19 protein-coding genes are annotated in these 23,728 nt (G+C 42.9%); 10 read left to right on the top strand and 9 right to left on the bottom strand.

All coding sequences use genetic code 11. The features are described 5' to 3' along the window. Positions 1–80 precede the first annotated feature (80 nt). The 6 genes from HUW51_RS23320 to HUW51_RS23295 form a co-directional block, all read right to left on the bottom strand. A complete protein-coding gene (locus HUW51_RS23320; protein WP_185271987.1) occupies positions 81–692 on the bottom strand; it encodes an FMN-binding negative transcriptional regulator in 612 nt (203 codons plus the stop codon). Positions 693–861: 169 nt separating this feature from the next. Next, a complete protein-coding gene (locus HUW51_RS23315) occupies positions 862–1,698 on the bottom strand; it encodes a sialate O-acetylesterase (RefSeq protein ID WP_185271986.1) in 837 nt (278 codons plus the stop codon). Between the two features lie 149 nt (positions 1,699–1,847). Further along, entirely contained in the window at positions 1,848–2,066 is a 219-nt protein-coding gene (locus HUW51_RS23310; RefSeq protein WP_185271985.1) for a DUF4287 domain-containing protein, read from the bottom strand. Positions 2,067–2,293: 227 nt separating this feature from the next. Beyond that, positions 2,294–2,683 (bottom strand): nuclear transport factor 2 family protein, encoded by a 390-nt coding sequence (locus HUW51_RS23305; protein WP_185271984.1) that lies wholly within the window; start codon positions 2,681–2,683, stop codon positions 2,294–2,296. Between the two features lie 196 nt (positions 2,684–2,879). After that, complete coding sequence (locus HUW51_RS23300; RefSeq protein WP_185271983.1) at positions 2,880–3,722, bottom strand: ThuA domain-containing protein; 843 nt, start codon at positions 3,720–3,722, stop codon at positions 2,880–2,882. Between the two features lie 271 nt (positions 3,723–3,993). Further along, a complete protein-coding gene (locus HUW51_RS23295) occupies positions 3,994–5,187 on the bottom strand; it encodes a phosphoglycerate kinase (RefSeq protein WP_185271982.1) in 1,194 nt (397 codons plus the stop codon). A 401-nt stretch (positions 5,188–5,588) separates the two neighbouring features. Between HUW51_RS23295 and HUW51_RS23290 the strand changes: the two genes are divergently transcribed. The 6 genes from HUW51_RS23290 (at position 5,589) to HUW51_RS23265 (ending at position 12,337) form a co-directional block, all read left to right on the top strand. After that, complete coding sequence (locus HUW51_RS23290; RefSeq protein WP_185271981.1) at positions 5,589–8,294, top strand: D-alanine--D-alanine ligase family protein; 2,706 nt, start codon at positions 5,589–5,591, stop codon at positions 8,292–8,294. Between the two features lie 262 nt (positions 8,295–8,556). Further along, positions 8,557–9,327: a PASTA domain-containing protein gene (locus HUW51_RS23285; RefSeq protein ID WP_317175612.1), complete on the top strand. Its 771-nt coding sequence runs from the start codon at positions 8,557–8,559 to the stop codon at positions 9,325–9,327. Positions 9,328–9,446: 119 nt separating this feature from the next. Then, positions 9,447–9,701: a hypothetical protein gene (locus HUW51_RS23280; RefSeq protein ID WP_185271979.1), complete on the top strand. Its 255-nt coding sequence runs from the start codon at positions 9,447–9,449 to the stop codon at positions 9,699–9,701. Continuing rightward, positions 9,656–11,281 carry a T9SS type A sorting domain-containing protein gene (locus HUW51_RS23275; RefSeq protein WP_185271978.1) on the top strand — a complete coding sequence of 542 codons (1,626 nt, stop codon included), beginning with the start codon at positions 9,656–9,658 and terminating at the stop codon, positions 11,279–11,281. The genes HUW51_RS23280 and HUW51_RS23275 overlap by 46 nt, the downstream gene beginning before the upstream one ends. A 4-nt stretch (positions 11,282–11,285) precedes the next feature. Continuing rightward, entirely contained in the window at positions 11,286–11,585 is a 300-nt protein-coding gene (locus tag HUW51_RS23270) for a rhodanese-like domain-containing protein (RefSeq protein WP_185271977.1), read from the top strand. Positions 11,586–11,890: 305 nt separating this feature from the next. After that, the gene (locus HUW51_RS23265; RefSeq protein ID WP_185271976.1) at positions 11,891–12,337 is read left to right on the top strand and encodes a hypothetical protein; all 447 of its coding nucleotides are present in this window, start codon (positions 11,891–11,893) and stop codon (positions 12,335–12,337) included. A 271-nt stretch (positions 12,338–12,608) separates the two neighbouring features. Here HUW51_RS23265 and HUW51_RS24810 read toward each other — a convergent pair whose 3' ends face one another. From HUW51_RS24810 to HUW51_RS23255, 3 genes are all read right to left on the bottom strand, one after another. Then, positions 12,609–12,734: a hypothetical protein gene (locus HUW51_RS24810; protein ID WP_262891304.1), complete on the bottom strand. Its 126-nt coding sequence runs from the start codon at positions 12,732–12,734 to the stop codon at positions 12,609–12,611. A 146-nt stretch (positions 12,735–12,880) separates the two neighbouring features. Further along, positions 12,881–16,288, bottom strand: coding sequence for a methylmalonyl-CoA mutase family protein (locus HUW51_RS23260; protein WP_185271975.1), 3,408 nt, complete (start codon positions 16,286–16,288; stop codon positions 12,881–12,883). A gap of 230 nt (positions 16,289–16,518) precedes the next feature. Then, positions 16,519–17,703: a sensor histidine kinase gene (locus HUW51_RS23255; protein WP_185271974.1), complete on the bottom strand. Its 1,185-nt coding sequence runs from the start codon at positions 17,701–17,703 to the stop codon at positions 16,519–16,521. A gap of 274 nt (positions 17,704–17,977) precedes the next feature. On the opposite strand from HUW51_RS23255, the gene lepA reads away from it, so the two are divergent. From lepA to HUW51_RS23235, 4 genes are all read left to right on the top strand, one after another. Then, positions 17,978–19,765, top strand: coding sequence for a translation elongation factor 4 (gene lepA, locus HUW51_RS23250; protein ID WP_185271973.1), 1,788 nt, complete (start codon positions 17,978–17,980; stop codon positions 19,763–19,765). A gap of 49 nt (positions 19,766–19,814) precedes the next feature. Then, complete coding sequence (locus HUW51_RS23245; protein ID WP_228466867.1) at positions 19,815–20,702, top strand: bifunctional 5,10-methylenetetrahydrofolate dehydrogenase/5,10-methenyltetrahydrofolate cyclohydrolase; 888 nt, start codon at positions 19,815–19,817, stop codon at positions 20,700–20,702. A gap of 221 nt (positions 20,703–20,923) precedes the next feature. Continuing rightward, complete coding sequence (locus HUW51_RS23240; RefSeq protein WP_394353943.1) at positions 20,924–21,577, top strand: 7-carboxy-7-deazaguanine synthase QueE; 654 nt, start codon at positions 20,924–20,926, stop codon at positions 21,575–21,577. A 9-nt stretch (positions 21,578–21,586) separates the two neighbouring features. Next, a complete protein-coding gene (locus HUW51_RS23235) occupies positions 21,587–23,512 on the top strand; it encodes an OmpA family protein (RefSeq protein ID WP_185271972.1) in 1,926 nt (641 codons plus the stop codon). Positions 23,513–23,728 lie beyond the last annotated feature (216 nt).

Genomic DNA, 23,728 nt, shown 5'->3' with positions numbered 1-23,728 from the left:
TTAAAAAAATATCGGCGCATAGTAGTTTCAGTAATTCGGTTATTTATAAATATCAGATTGGCTACAGTTTAATTCATATTTTAATAATATTCTTTTTGCATGTATTGCCCAATTTCTTTCTCTACACCGTGGGGGCTATTTTCCAAAGCCGTAATGATGCGTTGTTTTTCAGTTGAGGATTTGTTTCGACTTAATTTCTTTTTGGCTTGTAAATCGGTAATTTCTATTTCGAACGCTACAATGCGGTTTAGCAATTTTGTTTTAAAATCCGGAGGTAATTGCTGCCATTGCGTTTGGTAAGCGGCCTCGTAGGTGTTAATCATGGTTTCGAGAGCCGCAAATGCTTTAACTTGTTCGGTAATTAAGCGGCCTTGGCCGTACGCATGCACTGCCAAATAATTCCAGGTGGGCACGTTAAGTTCGTGGTCGTAGTGCTGCGGCGAAATATAGGCGTGCGGCTCGGTAAAAATTACTAAAACCTGGTTTTGGGTTATTTCTTCCCACTGAGGATTTGCTTTGGCAAAATGCGAGATTAAAAAAATTGAATCTTCCCGCTCTTCAATAATAAAAGGTAAATGCGAGGCCGAGGGTACATTATCCTGGGCGGTAATAAGGGTAGCAAAGCTATATTGTTTCATAAAGCCTATAATTTCGGCTTTATCGGTCATGGCATTGAGCTTAGGAATGTACATCTTTTAAAATGTAAAGGCTTGGGTGTTTGTTAGCTAAGTAGCTCCTAAAGTATTACCGGCAATTCTTACCACCAAGCCTTGTAAGTTAATTGGTTTTACAATAGAAAGCTACAGCGGCACTTAACCTGGCTTTAAGAAATAAAGTAAACAGTAAATAATTAAGCGAAAGCTAATTAGCAGAATTAATTTTTTTAAATTTTAGATATTCCTGCGCGAAGCGTTGGCCCAATATTCTTTGCCCAGTAGAGTTAAAATGAATACTATCGCCTTTGTGGCTTAAATCGGCGGTGCTTACTATCCGGTAGTTCTTATCAATTTTAGCATAGTTGCGCAATTGCTGATTTATTTTAAGCCAACTTTCTGGGTTCTGGGAAAATAGACCCAGTTCACCTGCCACAATGGGTAAGTTTTTGTTTTTTGTAATAGTACGTAGTTGCGCAAAAAGGCTGGTTAACCGGCTCTGGTAAAGAGGTATATCCTTGGGGTTAGCGTCGCTTTCACCCTGGTGCCACAAAATACCTTGTATTTTGCCGAGCTTTTGGGCCAGGGCTACTTTCTCTTTAAAATTAGTTAACAAGGGTACCTGCCGGTGCGTTGAGTCGCCGAGCCACTGGCTAATGGAGCTGCCACCTACCGCCGTAGGAACTAACAGAATACTTACATCCGGAGGGATTTGCGGAAGTAAAGTTCGGCCAAAGGAAAGTCCGCAATCCAGACCGGTTAAGTTAGGCTCGTAAAAGTGCAAAGGTTCTTTAGCCAGAATTAACTGGTTTTGTTTATTAATCGTGAATATCCGGGAATTGGGAATGGTATCTTGCGGCTCTACTTGTCCGCGACCTGCCATGTTCGATTGACCCGCTAAGATAAAAACCCAAACTTTTTCTTTTTTAGGTAAATCTTTCACCCGCACTTCTGCCTTCGGAAAGTTTTGGGTACGGGTGGGATCATCCTGGAATTCAGTAGAATGTAAACCTATCAATAACAGAAGCAGAAACAAGTATTTCATAGCGGCGAGATAACAAGATTGTACTTAAGCTATTTGCGTTTAAAATATTAGCTGGTTAAGGTTAGTAAACGGATGCCGCCGCGGGGTAGCAGACCTAAGTTAAAGTATTGGCAGTGTGCCAGAAATCTTCAAGTAAATGGAATCGAATTTTACTCGGGTTTACTTTTAAAAGTAGCATAAATAGCCATGGCGTGCCCGTGCCCTAAATCAAAATCTTGTTTTAACCAATTGGTAATTTCGGTGGCCTTTACGGTTTTTACTAATTCACCGCTTTGGATAAAACCTTTAGCTTCGGCTAATTTTTTAAAATCTTCGGGAGTTTTACCGGTTTTAGTTTTAATGTTGTCGAGGTACGCTTGAAAGGACATTGTTTTGGATTAAGCGATAAAAGATTTCTTGAAAAGTTTAAAACTATCAAAATTTAAAAATCTTCTGAAATTATGAAATGGTTGTTGATACTCCTGGTCAATAGGCGAGTTTAAAAATAACATTGCGGCGCTATCAAATTCATCTATTGTGCGTCGTATTACCGCCAATTTTTAAATTTTTTAAATTTTAATCAGCAGCAATCCAGCCATTTGTAAAAATAAGAAACTTAACTAATATCCGTTATTTGTACAATACGGTCGCCGGTAAATTGAAAAATGGATTTACCCATTAGCTTTAATTCCTCGCCGCTCTTCATGCCGTTTGGTAAATCTACGGCTAAAATGGCGCGGTAATCAATTTCAACCTCGGTAGTGTTACCTACGTGGTTCATCGATTTTATTGTTTGCGTTCTTTCGGAAAAATACGCTATTGCTTGTTCGGCTTGTTGTGTAAATGCCGGTAAACCGGTTAAAGTTAAAGTAACTTCTCCGTTTTGGATGTTTTCAAAAACAATTTGTTCATCCAGGTCCTGCACCATATGTTCGATGTTCAATGAATTGTAGCCTGCCAGGTAATTTTTTATAATTTCTTCTCGGGCAGTGAATTGGTCTTTCATGTTTGGCTTTAGTAACTGCTGAATTTATGGTACTTCTATGCTTGCCTTTTTGGTAGTATAAAAGGGCATCTTCTTATAAAATTTTTAAATTTTTGCATTTCCGGGAATTACAATGAGCGCAGTTAATATTAGTGAATGCAATACTTTAAAAAATAACGGCAGATGAATTCCTGAAAAAATGCAGTTTAAGGAATGTTTACTTGCTTTTAACCTTATTTCCCAGCCACAATAAAGCTTGCAATACAAGTTTGTTCTGGATTTCATTCTGAAAGGTAAACGACATTTCGCGGTTGGTGCCGTGTTCGTAATCAATGTCGTTGTGGCCCATGTTAAAATAAACCATGTTGTATTGGCGGTTGGTCCAGGCTACCGGGTAGTAGCCGCTGTGCCAGATTTCGTGGGGTTTGGGTCCGGTGCCCAACGGAAAACTCGTGGAATCGATAGCTAATAAAATCTGGATATGGGGGTTCTTACGCAAATCGTTTTGCCACCGGTACCATTCGTTAGGTGCCGATTTCCAGGTGCGTGGCAGGTTTTTAGTAACCGGGTGTTTCGGATTTTCGACTTTCAGGATAGCTGAGGTTGGTGGCCAGGTATTGCTGCCATATTGCCCCGAGCCCAGAAACTGGTTATGGTACCAATCCCAGTTTTGCGGGTAAGCCGAAGGCGTCAGGGCGAAAGCCGCAAAATGAAACCCCATCCAACCGCCGCCTTGCTGCATGTATTTCTCGAACGCTGCTCGCTGCGGCAGCGAATCGGGCCGGGTATCCAGAAATACCACTACCTGGTAATTCGATAAAAATTGCGGATTTAAATTGTTCCAGTTGGAGGTGGTGTCGTAGCTAAAAGGATGGCTGGTACTCATTTTCGAAAACCAGGTATTGGCTTCGTGCACAAAACTAATGTGCGCCCGGTCGTTTTTAGCCGTATAAAATGTCACTACCTTAAATGATTTGGCCTTGTTTTGAGCCTGGCTGATGAAACTGCAGCAAATAAGTAATCCGGTACACCAAATACAGGCCAGGTTTCTTAAGAACATGGTTTAGCAACTTTAGTTTTAAAGTAATAATAGTTAATGTTTTACAAAACGCTCTAACTAAAATGAGGGAGGTAGCAGGTAAATCTACTATTTTAATAAGTTTACCTGGGTTGTAATTCACTAATTTATGATGAAAGATGAACTAACCATTTGAAAAAGCAGCAGTCAAAAATCTAAAAATTTAAAAAATTATATTTAGAATAAACTGTAAAAACCAAAACACCCCGGCTGTTATTAACCGGGGTGTTTCATTTATAATTATTAAAAAAAATTATTCTTCCAGAGCAGCTACGCCTGGTAATGTTTTGCCTTCCATGTATTCCAGCAAAGCGCCACCACCTGTAGAAACGTACGATACATCATCGCCGTAACCGGCTTGGTTGATAGCGGCGGCGGAGTCGCCGCCGCCAATTAAAGAGAAAGCGCCGTTGCGGGTGGCTGCCACTACCGCTTCTGCAATGGCAGAGGTGCCTTTTGCAAAGTTCGGCATTTCAAATACACCCATGGGGCCATTCCATAATATCGTGCGGGATTTCCTTACTACTTCGCCAAAAGTAGCGCGGGTTTCGGGTCCTATGTCCAGGCCCATCCAGTTATCCGGAATGGTGCCGCTGGTTACTGTATCCGAGGTAGCATCGTTGGCGAATTTATCGGCAATAACGGTATCCTGAGGTAAATACAGTTTCACGCCTTTTTCTTTAGCCTTATCCATTAAGCTCAGCACTAAATCCAACTTATCGGCTTCCAGCAACGAATCGCCCACGGTACCGCCTTGCGCTTTGGCAAAAGTGTAGCTCATGCCGCCGCCAATAATCAGGTTATCTACTTTGTCGAGTAATCGCTCAATAATTAAAATTTTGTCGGAGATTTTGGCGCCCCCCATAATGGCGGTAAAAGGCCGTTCCGGATTTTCGAGCACTTTTTTCGCGTTTTCTAACTCTGCCTGCATTACGTAACCGGTCATTTTAGCGTCGCCGGGAAAATACTGGGCAATAATGGCCGTAGAAGCGTGCGCGCGGTGAGCCGTACCAAAAGCATCGTTCACGTAAACATCACCCAGTTTGCTTAACTTTTCGGCAAAAGTGGCATCGCCTTTTTCTTCTTCGGGGTAAAAACGTAGATTCTCCAGTAGCAATATTTCGCCGGGTTTTAAATTTTGGGCCAGTTCGGTTGCTTCGGCGCCAATGCAATCGGGGGCAAATTTAACTTCGGTGCCAAAAGCTTTAGAAAGTGCATCTACAATGTGGCGCAGCGAATACTTATCGCTGGGCCCGCCTTTGGGCCGGCCCAGGTGCGACATAAGAATAGCCGAACCGCCATCTTTTAAAATCTTTTGAATAGTGGGCACCGCCGCCCGGATACGGGTATCATCGGTAATCTGAAATTCTTCGTTCAAGGGAACGTTAAAATCTACCCGCACTAAGGCTTTTTTGCCGGCAAAATTATAATCATCTACTGTTTTCATAGTGGTTTTATTTGGTCCACAATCCATGGTCGATAGACGATGGATTTCTTGTTAGATTGTTTTGTGTTGGATTGTTGGGCTGTTATACTGTTAAAATAGCAGAAAGATTTATAGATTATTCCTTAAACAAAACAACCTTTAAACTTTTAAACTTTCCAACTTTATAACACAACAGCCGGGCAAAGTTAAATGATTTTGGGAATAAGAAAATACTTCGGTAAAAACCACAGCTTAATTTAAGCGCCTGCCTTACCCGGAAAAGCATTTAAGGTACATTACCAGAATAAACGTTTTGCCCGTGGCTGGCGTTGTAAGAACAGTTTTAAGGCAGGAGTTAGGCAGGCCTAATTTTAAAAATTTGGGCTTCTCCAATTTCCACATTTTAGAATATCTTTGCAGAGATGAAAGTAGGAATCATATTTGGCGGACCATCGCGCGAACGGGAGATTTCGTTTGCTGGTGGTCGTACGGTTTACGATAATTTAGATAAGTCATTGTTCGAGGCCATCCCGGTTTTTGTGGATAGCCTGGGCAATTTTATTTTACTCGACTGGCATTATATTTATAAAGGCACTATTCGCGATTTCTACCCACCCGTAGAAGCTTTGCCGCCATCCATCCACCAATTGCAGATTTACATTGAATCGTTGGGCGAACTGAGCACCGAAGAGCAAGACAGCATTATTAACCGGGTAGGTAAACGCATTTTGCCCCACCAGTTTAAAGAATATTTTGATTTTGCATTTTTGGCTTTACACGGCCCTTACGGCGAAGATGGCAGTGTGCAAGGTTTGCTGGAGTGGTACCGTATTCCGTATTCTGGTTCGGGTATTTTACCTTCGGCCATTGGCATTGATAAAATCTTGCAGAAAGATTACATGCACAGTCATGGTTTTGCCGTGCCGCGTTACCGCATTGTACCCGCCGAAGAATGGGCCGATATTAGCCAGCGCCCAATTATATTTGAGCAACTTACCCGCGATTTAGGCTTGCCGCTCGTGTTAAAAGCGCCCCACCAGGGTTCTTCTATTGGGGTTTCCATTATTAAAAAAGCTGATTTTAAAGCTTTTGAAGAAGCTATGGCGCGCAGCTTCTTTGCCAAGACCATTTACCGCAGCACCTGGGAGAACTACACGCCGGAAGAAAAACTAAGCTTAATTAAACAACTCACCGATATCCGGGAAGGCATTGGTTTACCGGTACGCAGCGAAAACGGCGTGATCATTCACCATCCGGAGCAATTGTTGGAAGTGCTAAATGGAGTTTTTAAAGATGATCCGCGCGAAGCAATTACCTTAACCAATATCGAGAGCGAACCTTACGTTTTGCTAGAATCATTTATTCAGGGTAAAGAGTTTTCGTGCATTGTTATCCAGGACCCGAATGGCAAACCTCTGGCCTTACCGCCCACCGAAATTATTAAAGGCGGCGAAGTGTTTGATTACCGCAGCAAATATTTGCCGGGCTTAAGCCGTAAAATAACGCCGATTGATTTACCTCATGAGCAAATTCAGCACATCCGGCAGGAGTGCAGCCGTTTGTTCCAGGCTTGTGGCTTTAACGTGTACGCCCGTTTAGATGGGTTTATAACCGATGATGGTCAGGTTTTTCTGAACGATCCCAATACCACTTCGGGCATGTTGCCTTCCTCGTTTTTCTTCCATCAGGCGGCCGAAATTGGCTTAAATCCTTCGCAGTTTTTAACGTATATTATCCGCACTTCATTAGTTGAAAGATTAAAGTCGGGGAAAGACACCGCGCATTTATTAAAGCAATTGCACCAACTGGATGCCGCAATTCAGAACGAGAAATCGGCTAAACAAGATAAAATAAGAGTGGGCGTAATCATGGGTGGTTATTCCTCGGAGCGGCATATCTCCGTGGAGAGCGGCCGGAATATTTACGAAAAGCTAGCTTCCTCAGTAAAATACCAACCCGTTCCGATTTTCCTGACGGGTTCGGCTGATGCGCACCGATTATACGTGATGCCGGTAAATATCATGTTAAAAGATAACGCCGACGATATTAAAGAAAAAATTGCGCAGGCCGAAGCCGGGCATTTACTGCACCCGGTGCTGGAGCAAATCCGGGAAGAGGCCAGTCTTATTACCGAAAAGTACGCCGGTAAAATGGTGCGCGAACCGCAACTGATTTCTTATGAAAATTTAAAAAATTTAGTAGATGCGGTGTTTATAGCGCTGCATGGCCGGCCCGGCGAAGATGGTGCTTTGCAAACTGAACTGGAAAAGTATCATATTCCGTACAATGGCTCCGGCATTCAATCGTCCCGGATTACCATTAATAAATACAACACTAACGAAATTCTGCGGCAACACGGCATTAAAGTAGCCGACCATTTAATGGCCTATAAAAAAGATTGGCTCTTGGATAAAGAAACTTTCTTCCGCCACATCGAAAACGCTTTTAGCTATCCGATCATTGCCAAACCGGCGGATGATGGTTGTTCTTCGGCGGTGAAAAAAATCAAAAATCGGCAAGAACTGGAAGCTTTTTCGGAACTCATTTTCCGGGAAACCGAAGATCTTGCGCCGGAACCAGCAACGGTATTGGCTTTAGGGTTTAAAGAAGAATTTCCGCAGAAAGATGCGTTCTTAGTAGAAACTTTAATCTCGAAAGAAGATGGCACTCACTTTCTGGAAGTAACAGGCGGTTTGCTAACCCGGTATTTACCCAACGGCCAGGTAGAATACGAAGTATTTGAAGCATCAGAAGCTTTGGCCGTTGGCGAAGTTTTGTCGTTGGAAGAAAAGTTTTTGGCTGGCGAAGGGCAGAATATTACGCCCGCCCGCTACGCGGCTAACCCGCAGCAACGCCAGTTAATTTCAGATAAGGTTAAAGCCGACTTAAAGAAAGTAGCCGAAATTTTAAATATTGAAGGTTATGCCCGCATTGATGCTTTTGTGCGCGTGAAAGAAAATGCCGAGGTAGAAACAATTGTAATTGAGGTAAACTCGTTACCCGGTATGACTCCGGCTACTTGTATTTTCCATCAAACCGCTTTAAACGGGTACAAACCCTACGACTTTATCGATCGCATTTTAACTTACGGCATGGAACGTACCCAAAAGCAGGAAGCTTCGCTTTAATGTTTTGTTACTCGTTGTTGAATCAGATTTGATTGGGCATATCTAAAACGAATGGGGATTTCTCATTTGTAAGGAATAGGGGGGCTAGCTCTCTAAATAAAGTAGAACAGTAAAAATTAATTCATCCAAATAAATTGGAATGAGTTAAAGTTAAAGGCGGAAAAATTAGAAACGTTTAGGCGTAACTTAACTTACCAGAAAACAAAACCGGTTATTTCTGGAAAATTGAAAAAATAAATTTTGCATGAGCAATCTATTTCGAGTGAATTCACCCTGGGGGGTATTAAAACATTTGATCATTATCGTCCTGATTGTGGCGTTAATTCTTTTTGTTTTCTTTTTCGTGTACTTACCGTCTACTACCAACCATGGGCAAACCATAACGGTACCTAAAATTACGGGTATGCGCTTGGACGAGGTAGAAAGCTTTTTGGAAGACAATAATTTACGGTATTTCGTAAGCGACTCTAGCTACAGCACCAGCAAGAAGCCTTTTGAGGTGCTAACCCAGGATCCGGTGCCTGGCTCAAAAGTAAAAGAAGACCGCAAAATTTACATTTCGTACAACATGAAAACGCCGCCCCAGATAAAAATGCCCAAGCTGGTAGATGGATCGGTGAAAAATGCCCAGATGATTTTAAAAAGTTACGATTTACAGGTGGGCGAAGTACGTTTTGTGCCGGATTTACAGGAAAATGCGGTGTTAAAGCAGTTGCACCAAGGTAAAGAAATTGCTCCCGGTGCACCAATTACCAAAAGTTCCGTAATTGATTTAGTGGTAGGCAATGGTTTAGGCAACGATGAGTTCGACGTGCCGCGCGTAGTGGGTATGCCCGTGGATGAAGCTACTGTGTTACTAGTTGGGCAAAATTTACAGGTTGGTAGCATTACCTACCAGACTGCCCCCAACGGCGAAGCCGATGGTACGGTGCTCCGGCAACGGCCAAATGCTGGCTCGGGCGCCCGCATCCGGGTAGGCGAGCTGGTAGATTTATGGGTAGCTGGTCCGGAGCCGGTGCAACCCGTAGAATAGAAAAATTTAAAAAAACGGTGCTGGTAGGGTTATGGCGGCAAGCAAAATAATGCTGCTGGAATAGCGGTATACCGGCACTTTCTGATTTTAACATTAACCGGAACAGCTTTAAATTCAGCATGATGAAACATTTATTGGCCGCGTTGTTTTTCTGTTTTAGCTTTATTTCCGGTTATGCCCAGTTTATCACGCCGCTCGAATCCTATCCCAAACCAGTTACTTCCGGCCGCAACCAGCTTGCCCGCATTAGCACCGTCGGCGACACGCTGGACTTGCCTTTTTTCGACGATTTCTCAGGGCAATTTAACGGAGCGCCCAACACGTTGCATTGGCAGCCGGGGGGGGGGCCTATGTTAACAATCAATTTGGGGTAAATCCACCCTCGTTTGGCGTGGCTACTTTAGAAGGAATCCGGGCCAATGGTTTGGCATACAATAACTTTACCGCCTACGGCTACTCCGATACGCTTACCTCCAAGCCATTAAATCTAAAAAATTACAATCCGGTTAGAGATTCGCTTTATTTAAGCTTTTTTTGGCAAGCCGGAGGTTTGGCGGGTTCGCCGGATACGGACACCCCGGCGCGGCCCGTATTTCTGGCTCTGGAATTTAAAGAACCAAGTGGCACCTGGCGGGAAGTGTGGCGACAAGTTGGCGAAAACAAATTTACTGCTTTTGCCAGGGTGGATGTACCCATTACCGATCCGCTGTTTTTGTACAAAGGTTTTCAATTCCGTTTCCGTAACTCGGGCGAGCAAAAAGGCACCGGCGACGCCTGGAACCTGGATTACATTTACCTGAATAAAAAGATTAATCCGGCCAAAACTTTACTGGAAGATGTAGCCATAAGTACCAGCTTAAACTCACTTTTAAACCGGTATACGGCCATGCCGGCCTGGCAATTTCTGGCGAATGCCGACGCCGAGTTAAACGATTCTCTTTTTACTACTATTAACAACCAGAACAACCGGTTTGCCCCGATTACCTGGCGCGGCTATAATCAAATTTTAAACGTGGCGCAGCCGATTGATACTTTCCTGCGGGGCAACGCTGCCATTGAACCGCTGGCCGCCCAATATCAAGTCTTAGGTAAACCGGAGCTAAGCAGTTCTACCGCCTTGGGCAACGACTTTTCGGTGAAAAGCAGCATTTTTTTAAATTCCCGCGAAACTTTTGCCCCTACCCGTCAAAACGATACCATTAGTAGGTTAACCGAATTTAAAGATTATTTTGCCTACGACGATGGTACCGCCGAAACCAACTTTAGCTTAGATAAAACCGGACAACGCCAGGGAGCCTACAGCTTTGATTTAAACGTGCCGGATTTTGTAAAAGGCATTCGGGTGTACTTAACCAAAACCAACGTGCCCAGCCACTTAATTACTTTCCGGGTGTGGGATGCCGGGGAGCAAGGCAATCCGGCCAGCACGGCAAAAGCCCAGCAAGGTTTTGTAATTCCCAAGGTAGATACGCTAAACCGGTTTTATGATATTCTGTTTCCGACGCCAGTGCCGGTGCAGGGGACTTTTTTTATTGGCTGGAGTTTAAGTAATACCATACCAGATTTTGTGAATATCGGCTTTGACCTGAACGAAGATGCACCCGGCAAAATTAAATACAACAACGGCACCGGCGGCTGGACTACTTTCACGGGGCAACGCGGCGCTTTATTAATGCGGCCGCTCATGGCCCGAGTTACCGGCAATAAAAACATTATAGCGGATCAATCGGCGGTAAATGCTTTTCCGAACCCCAGCACGGGTAAAGTAAACCTGGTAGGCGATGTATTGAACTGGGTAGTGACGGATGTAACAGGCAAAGTTTATCTGAAAGGTGCCGGCAACCGTACCAACCGCAACGAAGTAAATTTATCGTTTGTAAGCAATGGCTTATATTTTATACATTGCTATACCAAAAAAGGAATTATTATAAAAAAAATCAGCATAAATCATTAACACTATGGAAGATATAACCACCAACGAATTAAAAGAAAGGTTAGCTAACGGCGAAAAACCTTTTATTGTGGATGTGCGGGAGCCACACGAATACGAAGAATTTAACATTGGCGCTTTAAATATTCCGTTGGGCAGCTTGCCCCAGCGCCTAGATGAACTGGAAAGCCACAAAGACGAAGAAATTATTTTGCATTGCCGATCCGGCGCCCGCTCGGGAAATGCCAAAGCTTACTTATTACAACAAGGTTTTCCTAAAGTAAGAAACTTACTGGGCGGCATGTTAGCCTGGCAAGCTCAGGGATAAAATTTTTAAAAAATTAAAAAAGCGGCGGTAATCAGATTAACGGGTTACCGCCGTTTTTTTTGTCCTTTGCTTAGATTATCAATTTACTTCTTGGCTAAAGCGATAAACAGGCTGAGTTCCGGAGGTCTTACTTTTAAATTTTGATTGAAAATATAATACATTGGTTAAATGTGCATTATAAATTATCTGTTTTTAAATATTTACTATTTGGCAGATGCTACCGCAAACAAAATAGAAAATACTACCTCATTCTACAGCCAAAAATTTTTATAATTCGTTAGAGGGAATGTAATTAAATGTAGAATATGAAATTCAGAATAATAATAGTTTTATTTGTGGCCGCCTGTTTGGGGGTAAATTCAGCCGCTATAGGTCAAACCCTTTCGCGGGAAGATTCGCTGCGGCGCGTATTAAATAGTCAGGATTCTTTACGTACTGTATCCCAGCAAAATTCGGATCGGTTACGCGATAGCCGGGATTACAGCAACGCGACCAAGGCCCAAGCCAAAGATGCGAAACGTTACTCCAACGATGCCTCAGCTATATCTAAGCAAGCTAAGAAAGATGCGAAGGCTGCCCGCCAGCGGGAAAAAGCCGCCCGTAAAGAAGAAAAGCTAGCAAAACAGCGGGAGAAAGCGATTAAACGAGAAGCCCGCGCCGCTAAAAAATCGGAGCGAGCCGAAAAGAAAGCCGAGAAAGCCCGCAAAAAAGCTGAAAAACAATCGCGGCGAACAGAAAGAAAGTTAAATTAAATGTATTATTAAACTAAAAACCTCTGTTAAGGAGGTTTTTTTATTTCTATAAAATTGAAAAAATCAGCATATTAAAAACGAGGTACGCCCTACAAGTACCTCCATTCTATTGATTTAGCGATTTAATAATTTAAAGCAAATTACCGATACTCTGAAGTACAGCCATTTTGCCAAAAGTTTTGTTACAGCTAAAAATATTAGATGCTAAGTAAACTTTTGGGATAGGAGAGTCCTCCTTCGTAAAAAGGTAAATTCTTAAAGCCCGGTATAATTACAAATACAGGTGACTATCCTCTTCGTTGAGGTTAATCTGGATTTCTTCTGTATCCATCCAGGATTTTAAAAATAAACTTAAAGTACCAATAATCAACAAAGAGGAAAAGGCGAATTTTTTCATGGAACTACTACATTACATTTTCTTAATTTAATAACGTAATAGTTGTATATTTAGTTTATCCGGGAGGTTATTAAATTATTAATAATTAATACCCGGTTTTATAAACTAATTTTATAAATTTTTTAAAATATTAAAATAGGATGATATTACATGTTTCGTCGGTATTGCCCTCCTACCTGGAACAGTGCATTAGTAATCTGGCCTAGCGAGCAAAACTTAACCGTTTCCATCAACTCCGCAAAAATATTTTGTTGTTGCACCACGATTTGCTGCACTTTTTTTAATTTTTCTTCGGCCATACCTTGGTTTCGTTGGTGCAATAGCTCCAGCATTTTAATCTGGTATTGCTTTTCTTCTTCGGTGGCCCGGATAACTTCCGAAGGAATAATAGTAGGAGAACCTTTGCTGCTTAAAAATGTATTTACCCCCACAATCGGGTATTCGCCGGTGTGTTTCAGGGTTTCGTAGTACAAACTTTCTTCCTGAATTTTTCCGCGTTGGTACATGGTTTCCATGGCACCCAATACGCCGCCCCGTTCGGTTATCCGGTCAAATTCCAGGAGTACGGCTTCTTCCACCAAATCCGTTAATTCTTCTATGATAAAGGAACCTTGCAAGGGGTTTTCGTTTTTAGCTAAACCTAATTCGCGGTTAATGATCAACTGAATGGCCATGGCCCGGCGTACACTTTCTTCAGTGGGCGTGGTTATGGCTTCGTCGTAGGCATTGGTGTGCAGCGAATTGCAGTTATCGTAAATGGCGTACAAAGCCTGTAAGGTAGTGCGGATATCATTAAAATCAATTTCCTGGGCGTGCAGCGACCGGCCCGAGGTTTGAATGTGGTACTTGAGCATTTGCGAACGGGCATTGGCGCCGTACTTTAATTTCATGGCTTTGGCCCAAATCCGACGGGCTACCCGGCCAATGACGGCGTATTCCGGATCAATGCCATTGGAGAAGAAAAAGCTCAGATTGGGAGCAAACGCGTTAATATCCATGCCGCGGCTCACGTAATATTCTACGTAAGTAAAGCCGTTGGCCAAAGTAAAAGCTAATTGCGAAATCGGGTTAGCGCCGGCTTCGGCAATGTGGTAACCCGAGATGGATACCGAGTAAAAATTCCGGACGTTGTTTTGAATAAAATATTCCTGCACATCGCCCATGAGCCGCAGCGAAAACTCGGTGCTGAAAATACAGGTATTCTGCGCCTGGTCTTCTTTTAAAATATCAGCTTGTACGGTGCCCCGCACGGCGGCTAAGGTTTGAATTTTTATTTTCTTGTAGACTTCGGTCGGTAAAACCTGGTCGCCGGTTACGCCCAATAGCATTAAGCCTAAACCATCGTTGCCGGTAGGTAGTGCACCTTGGTATTGCGGCTGGGATTGACCTTTATTTTTAAAAATTTCTTCAATCTTCAGGTTTACTTCATCTTCTAAACCATTTTGTTTAATGTACAACTCACATTGCTGATCGATGGCGGCATTCAGGAAAAAAGCGGTTAAAATAGCAGCCGGTCCGTTAATGGTCATGGAAACCGAAGTTTTTGGGTCGGCGAGGTTAAAGCCGGAATACAGCTTTTTAGCATCGTCGAGGCAGCAAATACTTACCCCGGAATTGCCAATTTTACCGTAAATGTCGGGCCGTAACGCCGGGTCTTCGCCGTAAAGAGTAACGGAATCGAAAGCCGTTGATAAGCGTTTGGCCGGCAAATCCAGACTTACGTAGTGGAAGCGCCGGTTCGTCCGCTCGGGGCCGCCTTCGCCGGCAAACATGCGGGTGGGGTCTTCGCCTTCGCGTTTAAACGGAAACACGCCAGCCGTGTAGGGGAACTCACCCGGTACATTTTCCTGTAAATTCCAGCGTAATAAATCGCCCCAAGCTTGGTAGCGGGGCAGTGCTATTTTCGGAATTTCTAACTGCGATAAACTGGTGGTATGGGTTTTAATTTTAATTTCTTTGTCCCGAACCTTAAAAGTAAAATATTCCTGTTGGTAAGCTTGCTGACGGGTTGCCCAGTTTTCGAGCACTTTGCGGTTCTGGCCGTCTAGTTGGTTTTGCAGTTCGGTATAAGCTTGATTTAACTGATTTTTTAAATTTTCTTTATTTTCTACAGGTAAATCCTGGATGGCCTCGATGGATTTTCTTAAACCAAATAACTTTTGGGCGATTTTGGCTTGGGTATTTACCCATTTATCGTATTGCCGATTGGTATCGGAGATTTCGGCTAAGTAGCGCGTGCGGCTCGGCGGAATGATGTAGATTTTCTCGGATTGTTCTTGGGTACTAGCACCTTTGGTTGCGAATGGTTGACCGGTTTTTTCTGAAATTTTCTGCATCACGGCCCGGTACAGTTGGTTCATGCCCGGATCGTTGAATTGCGAGGCAATAGTGCCAAAAACCGGTAAGGCCTCGTCACTACTATCCCAAAGTTGATGGTTACGTTTATATTGTTTTTTTACATCACGCAAAGCATCCTGAGCTCCTCGTTTATCAAACTTGTTCAGGGCAATTATGTCGGCAAAATCCAGCATGTCGATTTTTTCGAGTTGGGTAGCGGCGCCGTATTCGGGCGTCATTACGTACAAACTCACATCCGAGTGTTCCACAATTTCGGTATCGGACTGGCCAATGCCCGAGGTTTCCAGAATAATTAGATTAAATTGGGCGGCCTTTACTACATCCAGTGCATCCTGCACGTGTTTGCTTAAAGCCAGGTTACTCTGGCGCGTAGCCAGGGAACGCATGTATACCCGGTCGTTGTTAATGGCATTCATCCGGATGCGATCACCAAGCAAAGCTCCCCCGGTTTTGCGTTTACTGGGGTCTACTGAGATAATAGCCACGCTCGCTTCCGGAAAATCATGTAAAAACCGCCGGACTAATTCATCTACCAAGCTGGATTTGCCCGCTCCGCCAGTACCGGTTATTCCCAGGATGGGAGTTACTCGTTGTTCGTTACTCGTTGTTCGATTCTCAGAATAGTTAGATAAATCAGCTCTGAATTTCTCGAATTCAGTGGGGTAATTTTCGGCGGCCGAAATTAAGCGGGCAATGGATTTGGCATCTTTCTTTTTTACATAATTTACTTCGCCATTTATGTTTTTCCCCGTCGGGAAATCGCAGCGTTGCAGTAAATCGTTGATCATGCCTTGTAAACCCATGGCCCGGCCATCGTCGGGGGAGTAGATGCGGGTAATGCCGTATTGGTGCAGTTCGGCTATTTCCTGGGGCAAAATAACGCCGCCGCCGCCGCCAAAAATTTTAATGTGCCCGCAGCCGCGCTCCTGCAATAAGTCATACATGTACTTAAAGTACTCCAGGTGACCTCCCTGGTACGAAGTAATAGCAATGGCCTGAGCATCTTCCTGAATGGCACAATCCACAATTTCCTGCACCGACCGGTTATGCCCCAGGTGAATTACTTCGGCTCCGGAAGCCTGCAAAATCCGCCGCATGATATTAATGGCCGCATCGTGCCCGTCGAAAAGCGAAGCAGCAGTTACAATCCGGAGGTGGTTAACGGGTTTATAAATTTCTACAGAAGCAACCGGCATAGGCGTAAGAATTAGTTCGAGTTACGAAGATAGCGAAAAATCCTACGCTCTTATTTATAACGCAAGGCAACTAATACAGGATAGCTCACCTGGAAGCCGGGGGCGGCGAATACTCTTTACTAAGATGGTTTCGGCTGGACTAATGGCGTTTTATTGGAATTACTCTTAAAAGAATAAGATGGGGTATTTAGTAGAATAGTAAAAGAAATTTAACGTTTAGTAGTTTCGGCCTAATTTGAGGTGCCATGCACTGCATAATCAATTTTTTTTGCGAGTACTTCGGGGTTCAATTTTTTAAAAAAAACCTTAAATTCAGTGCCTTTGTTTTCTTCGCTTTCTACCTCAATTTTGCCGCCTACATTTTCAATAATTCGCTTAATCATGTACAAACCAATGCCAGTGCCTTCTACGTGGTTATGAAACCGTTTAAACATCGTAAACAATTTTTTCTGGTTAGTTTCTTTTATTCCCAAACCATTATCTTTTACACTCAGCACCACATGCGACTCATCTTCAAACGTTTTAATTTGAATTATACAGTTCCGGTCCGGGGAATGATAGCGATAGGCATTACTTAATAAGTTATACAAGATACTCCGGAAGTTTTTGCGGGAGTACCGGATGTGCTCAACTTGAAAATCTGTTTCGATTTCGCACTTTGCATTGGAAAAAGATAAGCCATTTACCTCCATAATTTCTTCGTAAATCTGCCGGATATTAATTTCTTCTTCCGCTAATCCTTGAGTTAGGTTTTTGTGCAGTTTAGAGATTTCGGTTAAATCTTTTACCGTACCTTTAAACCGTTTAATAGACGAAGTAACATGCTCTAAAATAGTACTGGTAGCGGTATCTAAACAATTACATTCGCTGAGCTCCTGGGTTAATAAATCTATTAAACCTTCAATATTGGCAATCGGGGATTTTAAATCATGCGAAGCCGTGTAAATAAAATTATCCAGATCTACGTTTATTACTTTAAGCTCATTATTTTTTTGAATAATTTCTTCGTGCTGCCGGTTTAATTCGTCTTTTAATTTTTTTTGCTCAGTTAAGTCCTGGGTAACTTTGGTAAAGCCAATCTGATTGCCATCAGGACCATAAATAGGGGTTAGTGCAACTTTTGCCCAGAACAAAGTGCCGTCTTTGTGTTTTCGCCAATCTTCGGCTTCGTATAAACCATTTTCGCGGGACAGTTTTACTTCTCTTTCGGGTTTACCTTCTTTTTGGTATTCATCCGGAAAAAGAATACCGTAATACTTACCGATAATTTCTTCGTCTTTGTAACCCTTAATCCGTTCGGCTCCTTCGTTCCAGAATGTAATAATGCCATTATTATCCGTAGCAAATATGGCGTATTCTTTAACCTGGTTTATGAACTGTGAATAAATAAATGTAGGATCTACGGGCAATGACATAAAGAATAAAATAAGTTAATACATGTAATACTATAAACTTAACGGATGGTTTTAGAAAATTTAAATTTTTAAAGAATGAGGTTTGGCTTTATTTCGGATTGTAGCCGTACTAAATAAAGCTTATTTATTTAAACCATAATTTTGGTGCCTAGAATTGCATTATTAGATGAATAAAGGTTTGTGTAATTATTGCCGGGTATAAAGCACTTTTACTATTCGTAGAACAGATTAAATTTTAAAAAATGATTACCTTTGCTTTTCGTGTAATTGATTTATGAAGAACATCCGGAATTTTTGTATTATAGCCCACATCGACCACGGGAAAAGTACCCTCGCCGACCGCTTATTGGAGTTTACCTCTACCGTAGCGGAGCGCGAAATGCAGGACCAACTGCTCGATAACATGGATTTAGAGCGGGAGCGGGGCATTACCATTAAAAGTCACGCCATCCAGATGGTGTACCAATATAAAGGCGAAGAATATATTTTAAACCTGATTGATACGCCGGGCCACGTGGATTTTTCTTACGAAGTTTCCCGTTCCATTGCGGCATGTGAAGGCGCCTTGCTTATCGTGGATGCGTCGCAGGGGATTGAAGCGCAAACCATTTCGAACCTGTACCTGGCCATTGGCAACGACCTGGAAATTATTCCGGTTTTAAATAAAATAGATTTGCCACATGCCATGCCCGAAGAAGTGTCGGATCAAATTATTGATCTGATTGGCTGCGACCGCGAAGATATTATTCATGCCTCTGGGAAAGAAGGCATTGGCGTGGAGGATATTTTAAATGCCATCTGCGACCGGATTCCGGCTCCTAAAGGCAACCCGCAAGCTCCGTTGCAAGCGCTTATCTTCGACTCGGTATTTAATTCGTACCGGGGTATCGAAGTTTATTTCCGGATTATGAACGGTACCTTGCGCAAAGGCGAGCGGGTAAAATTTATTAACACCGGTAAAACTTATAATGCCGACGAAATTGGCGTATTAAAACTAAACCAGGAATCGCGCGATGTAATGAGCGCCGGTAACGTGGGTTATTTAATTTCGGGGATTAAAAATGCCAAAGAAGTAAAAGTAGGCGATACCATTACTACCGTCGAAAACCCGACTACCGAAGCTATTCAAGGTTTTGAAGAAGTAAAACCCATGGTTTTTGCCGGTATTTACCCCGTAGAAACCAGCGAGTTTGAAGAGTTACGCTCTTCTATGGAAAAATTGCAGTTAAATGATGCTTCTCTGGTTTGGGAGCCCGAAACTTCGGCGGCCTTAGGTTTTGGTTTCCGGTGCGGCTTTTTAGGTATGTTGCATATGGAAATTGTGCAGGAACGCCTGGAGCGGGAGTTCGACATGACGGTAATTACCACCGTGCCTAGTGTGCAATTTAAAGCGTTTACAACCAAAGATGGGGAGATTACCGTAAATGCGCCTTCCGAAATGCCGGAACCCAACTACATCGACCATATTGAGGAACCGTTTATTAAAGCGCAAATCATTTCCAAATCCGAGTACATCGGTCCAATCATATCGTTGTGCATGGATAAGCGGGGAATTTTAAAAAGCCAGACTTACCTGACCAGCGACCGGGTAGAAATGAATTTTGAAATGCCCTTGGCCGAAATTGTATTCGACTTTTTTGATAAACTTAAAACCATTTCACGCGGTTACGCTTCCCTGGATTACGAGTTAATTGGCTACCGGGAATCGAACATGGTGAAGTTGGATATTATGCTGAACGGCGAGAAAGTAGATGCGCTAAGTGCTATTGTACACCGCGACAAAGCCTATGAATGGGGCAAACGCCTCTGCGAAAAACTTCGCGAGTTGCTGCCACGCCAAATGTTTGAAATTGCCATTCAAGCGGCTATTGGTCAGAAAATTATTTCCCGCGAAACGGTAAAAGCCTTACGCAAAAACGTATTGGCCAAATGCTACGGCGGTGATATTTCCCGGAAACGTAAACTTTTGGAAAAACAGAAAAAAGGTAAAAAACGCATGCGCCAGGTAGGTAACGTAGAAATTCCGCAGGAAGCGTTCCTGGCCGTATTAAAGCTGGATTAGTCTTTACATACTCAACTTTTCAACCTTTAAACTTTAAAACTAAATCTACTTGGAAGTAACATTAATAGACGGTAAAAAAACGTCGGAAACGATAAAACAAGAAATTGCCGAAGAAGTAAGCCGGATCAAAGAACAAGGTGGCAAAATTCCGCATTTGGCGGCGATATTGGTAGGTAACGACGGCGGCAGTTTAACTTATGTAAACAACAAAGTGCTGGCCTGCGAAAAAGTAGGTTTTAAATCTACGCTCATTCACCTGGAAGACTCGGTTACCGAAGAAGAACTTCTGGCTAAAGTTACTGAGTTAAACAACGATGCCGACGTAGATGGTTTTATAGTACAGTTGCCCTTGCCCAAGCATATTTCAGCGGAAAAAGTAAACGAAATTTTGTTGCCGGAAAAAGATGTGGATGGCTTTCATCCGGTAAACGTGGGTCGGATGGTATTGAATTTACCAGCTTATTTACCGGCTACCCCCAACGGAATTTTAGAATTACTAAAACGCTACGACATTGAAACCAGCGGCAAACATTGCGTGGTTATTGGCCGGAGCAATATTGTAGGTTCGCCTATGAGTATTATGATGGCGAAAAATGCGAAGCCAGGTAACTGTACCGTTACTTTATGCCACAGCCGTACGGTTAATTTACCCGAAATTACTCGCACCGCTGATATTATAATTGCGGCCATTGGTATTCCGGAGTTTGTCACCGCCGATATGGTAAAGTCCGGCGCCGTAGTAATTGATGTGGGTACCACCCGGGTAGTAAGCCTCACCAAAAAATCGGGTTTTGAACTAAAAGGAGACGTTAAGTTTGACGAAGTAGCGCCCAAATGCAGCTACATTACTCCCGTACCCGGTGGCGTAGGGCCCATGACCATTGCCTCGTTACTGTTAAATACATTAAAAGCGGCTAAGAAAGAAGTTTATAATTAATTGAAATTTTAAATTTTTAAAAAATTTAAAGCGTAGGGGTTTACTCTACGCTCTTTTTTTATAATCCCGGCTGCACGTGGGTTCTGGTAATTGCCAAATAAATTCACGGAATCAAAAAACGCTTGGGGCTGTTACTTGGTTGTTAAAACAGTTTGATTAAATTGTAGATAGGCTATATTTACAATTGTTGTTACCATATATTGAATTTAAAAAATTATCCGTTGAATATTACAAAAGAAAATAAGCAACCATCTGTTTTTACGGTACCCCGCGATGGCCGTGAGTTGCCCTTAATGGAAGCTTTTTACACCATTCAAGGCGAAGGATATAATACCGGCCGGGCCGCCTATTTTATCCGCTTAGGTGGTTGCGACGTTGGTTGCCATTGGTGCGATGTAAAAGAATCCTGGGATGCAGCCGCTCACCCGCTTACTCCGGTAGATACTATTGTGGCTCAGGCCTTGAAACATCCGGGCCAGGCCGTAGTAATAACCGGGGGCGAACCCTTAATTTACAATCTAGACCTGCTAACGCAAACCTTACAAAATGCGGGCATTTTAACGTTTCTGGAAACTTCCGGGGCTTACCCGCTTTCGGGTTCCTGGGATTGGATTTGCGTATCGCCCAAAAAATTTAAAAAACCGCTGCCCCAGGTTTTAGAAAAAGCCGGGGAGCTGAAGGTTATTATTTTTAACAAAAGCGATTTTGAATGGGCCGAAGAACATGCCGCGCAAGTAGGTCCTCAAACCAGATTGTATTTGCAGCCCGAGTGGAGCAAAGCGCCGGAAATGATGCCTTCTATTGTAGATTACGTTAAAAACAATCCGAAATGGCAGGTGTCGTTGCAGACGCACAAGTACCTGAATATTCCGTAATACTTAGCTATGGTTAAGAATTTATGTTTTTTAATTTTTTGTTTTTTCTCAACGATAACTTCTGCCTGGGCGCAGCAAAGTCCGCTCAGTACTAAGTCCAGTAAGGCCGCCGATTTGTACTACAAAGCGCAGAAATACATGACCGCCCGCGATTTTGATAAAGCTTTAACAGCTTTAAACGAAGCTGTTAAAAAAGATCCGGGTTTTGGCGAAGCGTATATTAAAGCGGCTGGTTTACATAAAATGTCGGGGAACATACCGGCTACTTTCGAGGCGTATAAAAAAGGCTTGGCGTTATTACCGGTGCAGCCCGGCTTAGCCAACGAATATTACAATTTTGCCGATATGGCCCTAAGTAGGGGCGATTACGCTTTAGGTAAAAAATATTACGAACTGTTTGTTCAATCTAATCCTAAAAATACCAAAGCTTTAAAGTACGCGCAGCAACAATTAAAAAACATTGATTTTGCCCAGGAAGCCATAAAACGTCCGGTAAATTTTAAACCCGTACGCATGCAGGCGCCGTTAAATAAATTTCAGTTGCAATACTTTCCGGCTTTAACCGCCACCAAAACGCACCTGGTATTTACGGCCCGCACCAGCGATGCTCCCCAAGCCGACGAAAACCTGTACGTTTCTGTTTTTCAAAATAATGCCTGGTCGGAGCCGGTTTCTATTGCCAGCAGCATTAATTCGGAGTTTAACGAAGGAACCGCCAGTATTTCGGGCGATGGCAAAACTTTGGTTTTTTCGTCGTGTAACCGGCCTAATTCTTTAGGCGATTGTGATTTATACATATCCACCCGCAATGGCAATACCTGGAGCAAACCCGTAAACTTAGGCCGGCAGGTAAATTCGGCCGCCTGGGATTCGCAGCCTTGCTTATCCGCCGATGGCCGCACTTTATACTTTTCATCGGACCGCGGACAAGGAAGTAAAGGCCGCGAAGATATTTGGGTGACGAAACTTCAAGAAGATGGTACCTGGTCGGTGCCCGAAAACCTGGGAGAGCCCGTAAATACTGCCGGTTCCGAAACCGCGCCTTTCTTACACGCCAGCGGCAGCACCCTGTATTTTTCGAGTAACGGACACACCGGTTTGGGTGGGGCCGATATTTTTAAAACTACTTTAACGAATGCGGCCTGGTCAGATCCCGAAAATCTAGGTTATCCGTTAAACACGGCTTCCAACGAAGCGTCTTTCTTTATTACCCCGGATAATAGCAAAGGTTATTACTCGCGCTTAGAATTGGATCAAAGTAAAAAAACGGCCAGTTTATTTGAGTTTGACGTACCTGCTGCCTGGAAAAGTAAAGAAACCAGTACCTATACCCAAGGCCGGGTGTTTGATGCGCAAACTAAAAAGCCGCTCGGAGCCTACGTGCAACTATACGATTTAAATACCAACGAACGCGTGCAGCAGGTTTTATCGGATCAGGAGAATGGTACTTACACCATTGTGTTAAACGAAGGCAAGCAATACGGCATGTACGCCAGTGCCGACCATTATCTACTCAAAAGCATTAGTTTTGATTATAGCTCCAAAAAAGATTTTAACCCGCTTACCCTGGATATTTACTTAGAGCCGGTAGCCAAAGGCGCTTCGATCGTACTCAACAATTTGTTTTTTGCTACCGGTAAGTACCAATTAGAGAAAAAGTCAAAAACCGAGTTAGATAAAATTGTGGGCTTTTTAGCGGATAATACCCAGGTGAAAATTGAAATCTCCGGCCATACCGATGATATAGGCAACGATGCCGCTAACCAGGAATTATCGGATAAACGGGCCCGGTCGGTGTACGATTATCTGCTGGCGCAGGGCGTAAAAAAAGAAAGGATTATATCTAAAGGTTACGGCGAAACCAAGCCCTTGCAACCCAATACTTCCGAAGAAAACCGGCAGCTAAACCGTCGGATTGAATTAAGGGTTTTATAAAAAAGTACTTTTACTCCGTAAATCAGGCCGGCAAAAGGCAGAAAAGAAGAAATTTTAAAAAATTTAAATATTTATCTGAAAATTATTTTACTGATTTTTAATGAGTTAATTATTTTTTAAGAAATAAATGCAGATTTTTTTAAAAAACACATAACCAAACAAGCAACCTCTCCGTATATGTACTCGGATTGATTAATTGTTTAAATGTATAAAGAA

This window comes from Adhaeribacter swui, from assembly GCF_014217805.1.
Taxonomy (GTDB): domain Bacteria; phylum Bacteroidota; class Bacteroidia; order Cytophagales; family Hymenobacteraceae; genus Adhaeribacter; species Adhaeribacter swui.
Note: the sequence above shows the minus strand (reverse complement) of the source record. Positions and strands in the feature narration are given on the sequence as shown.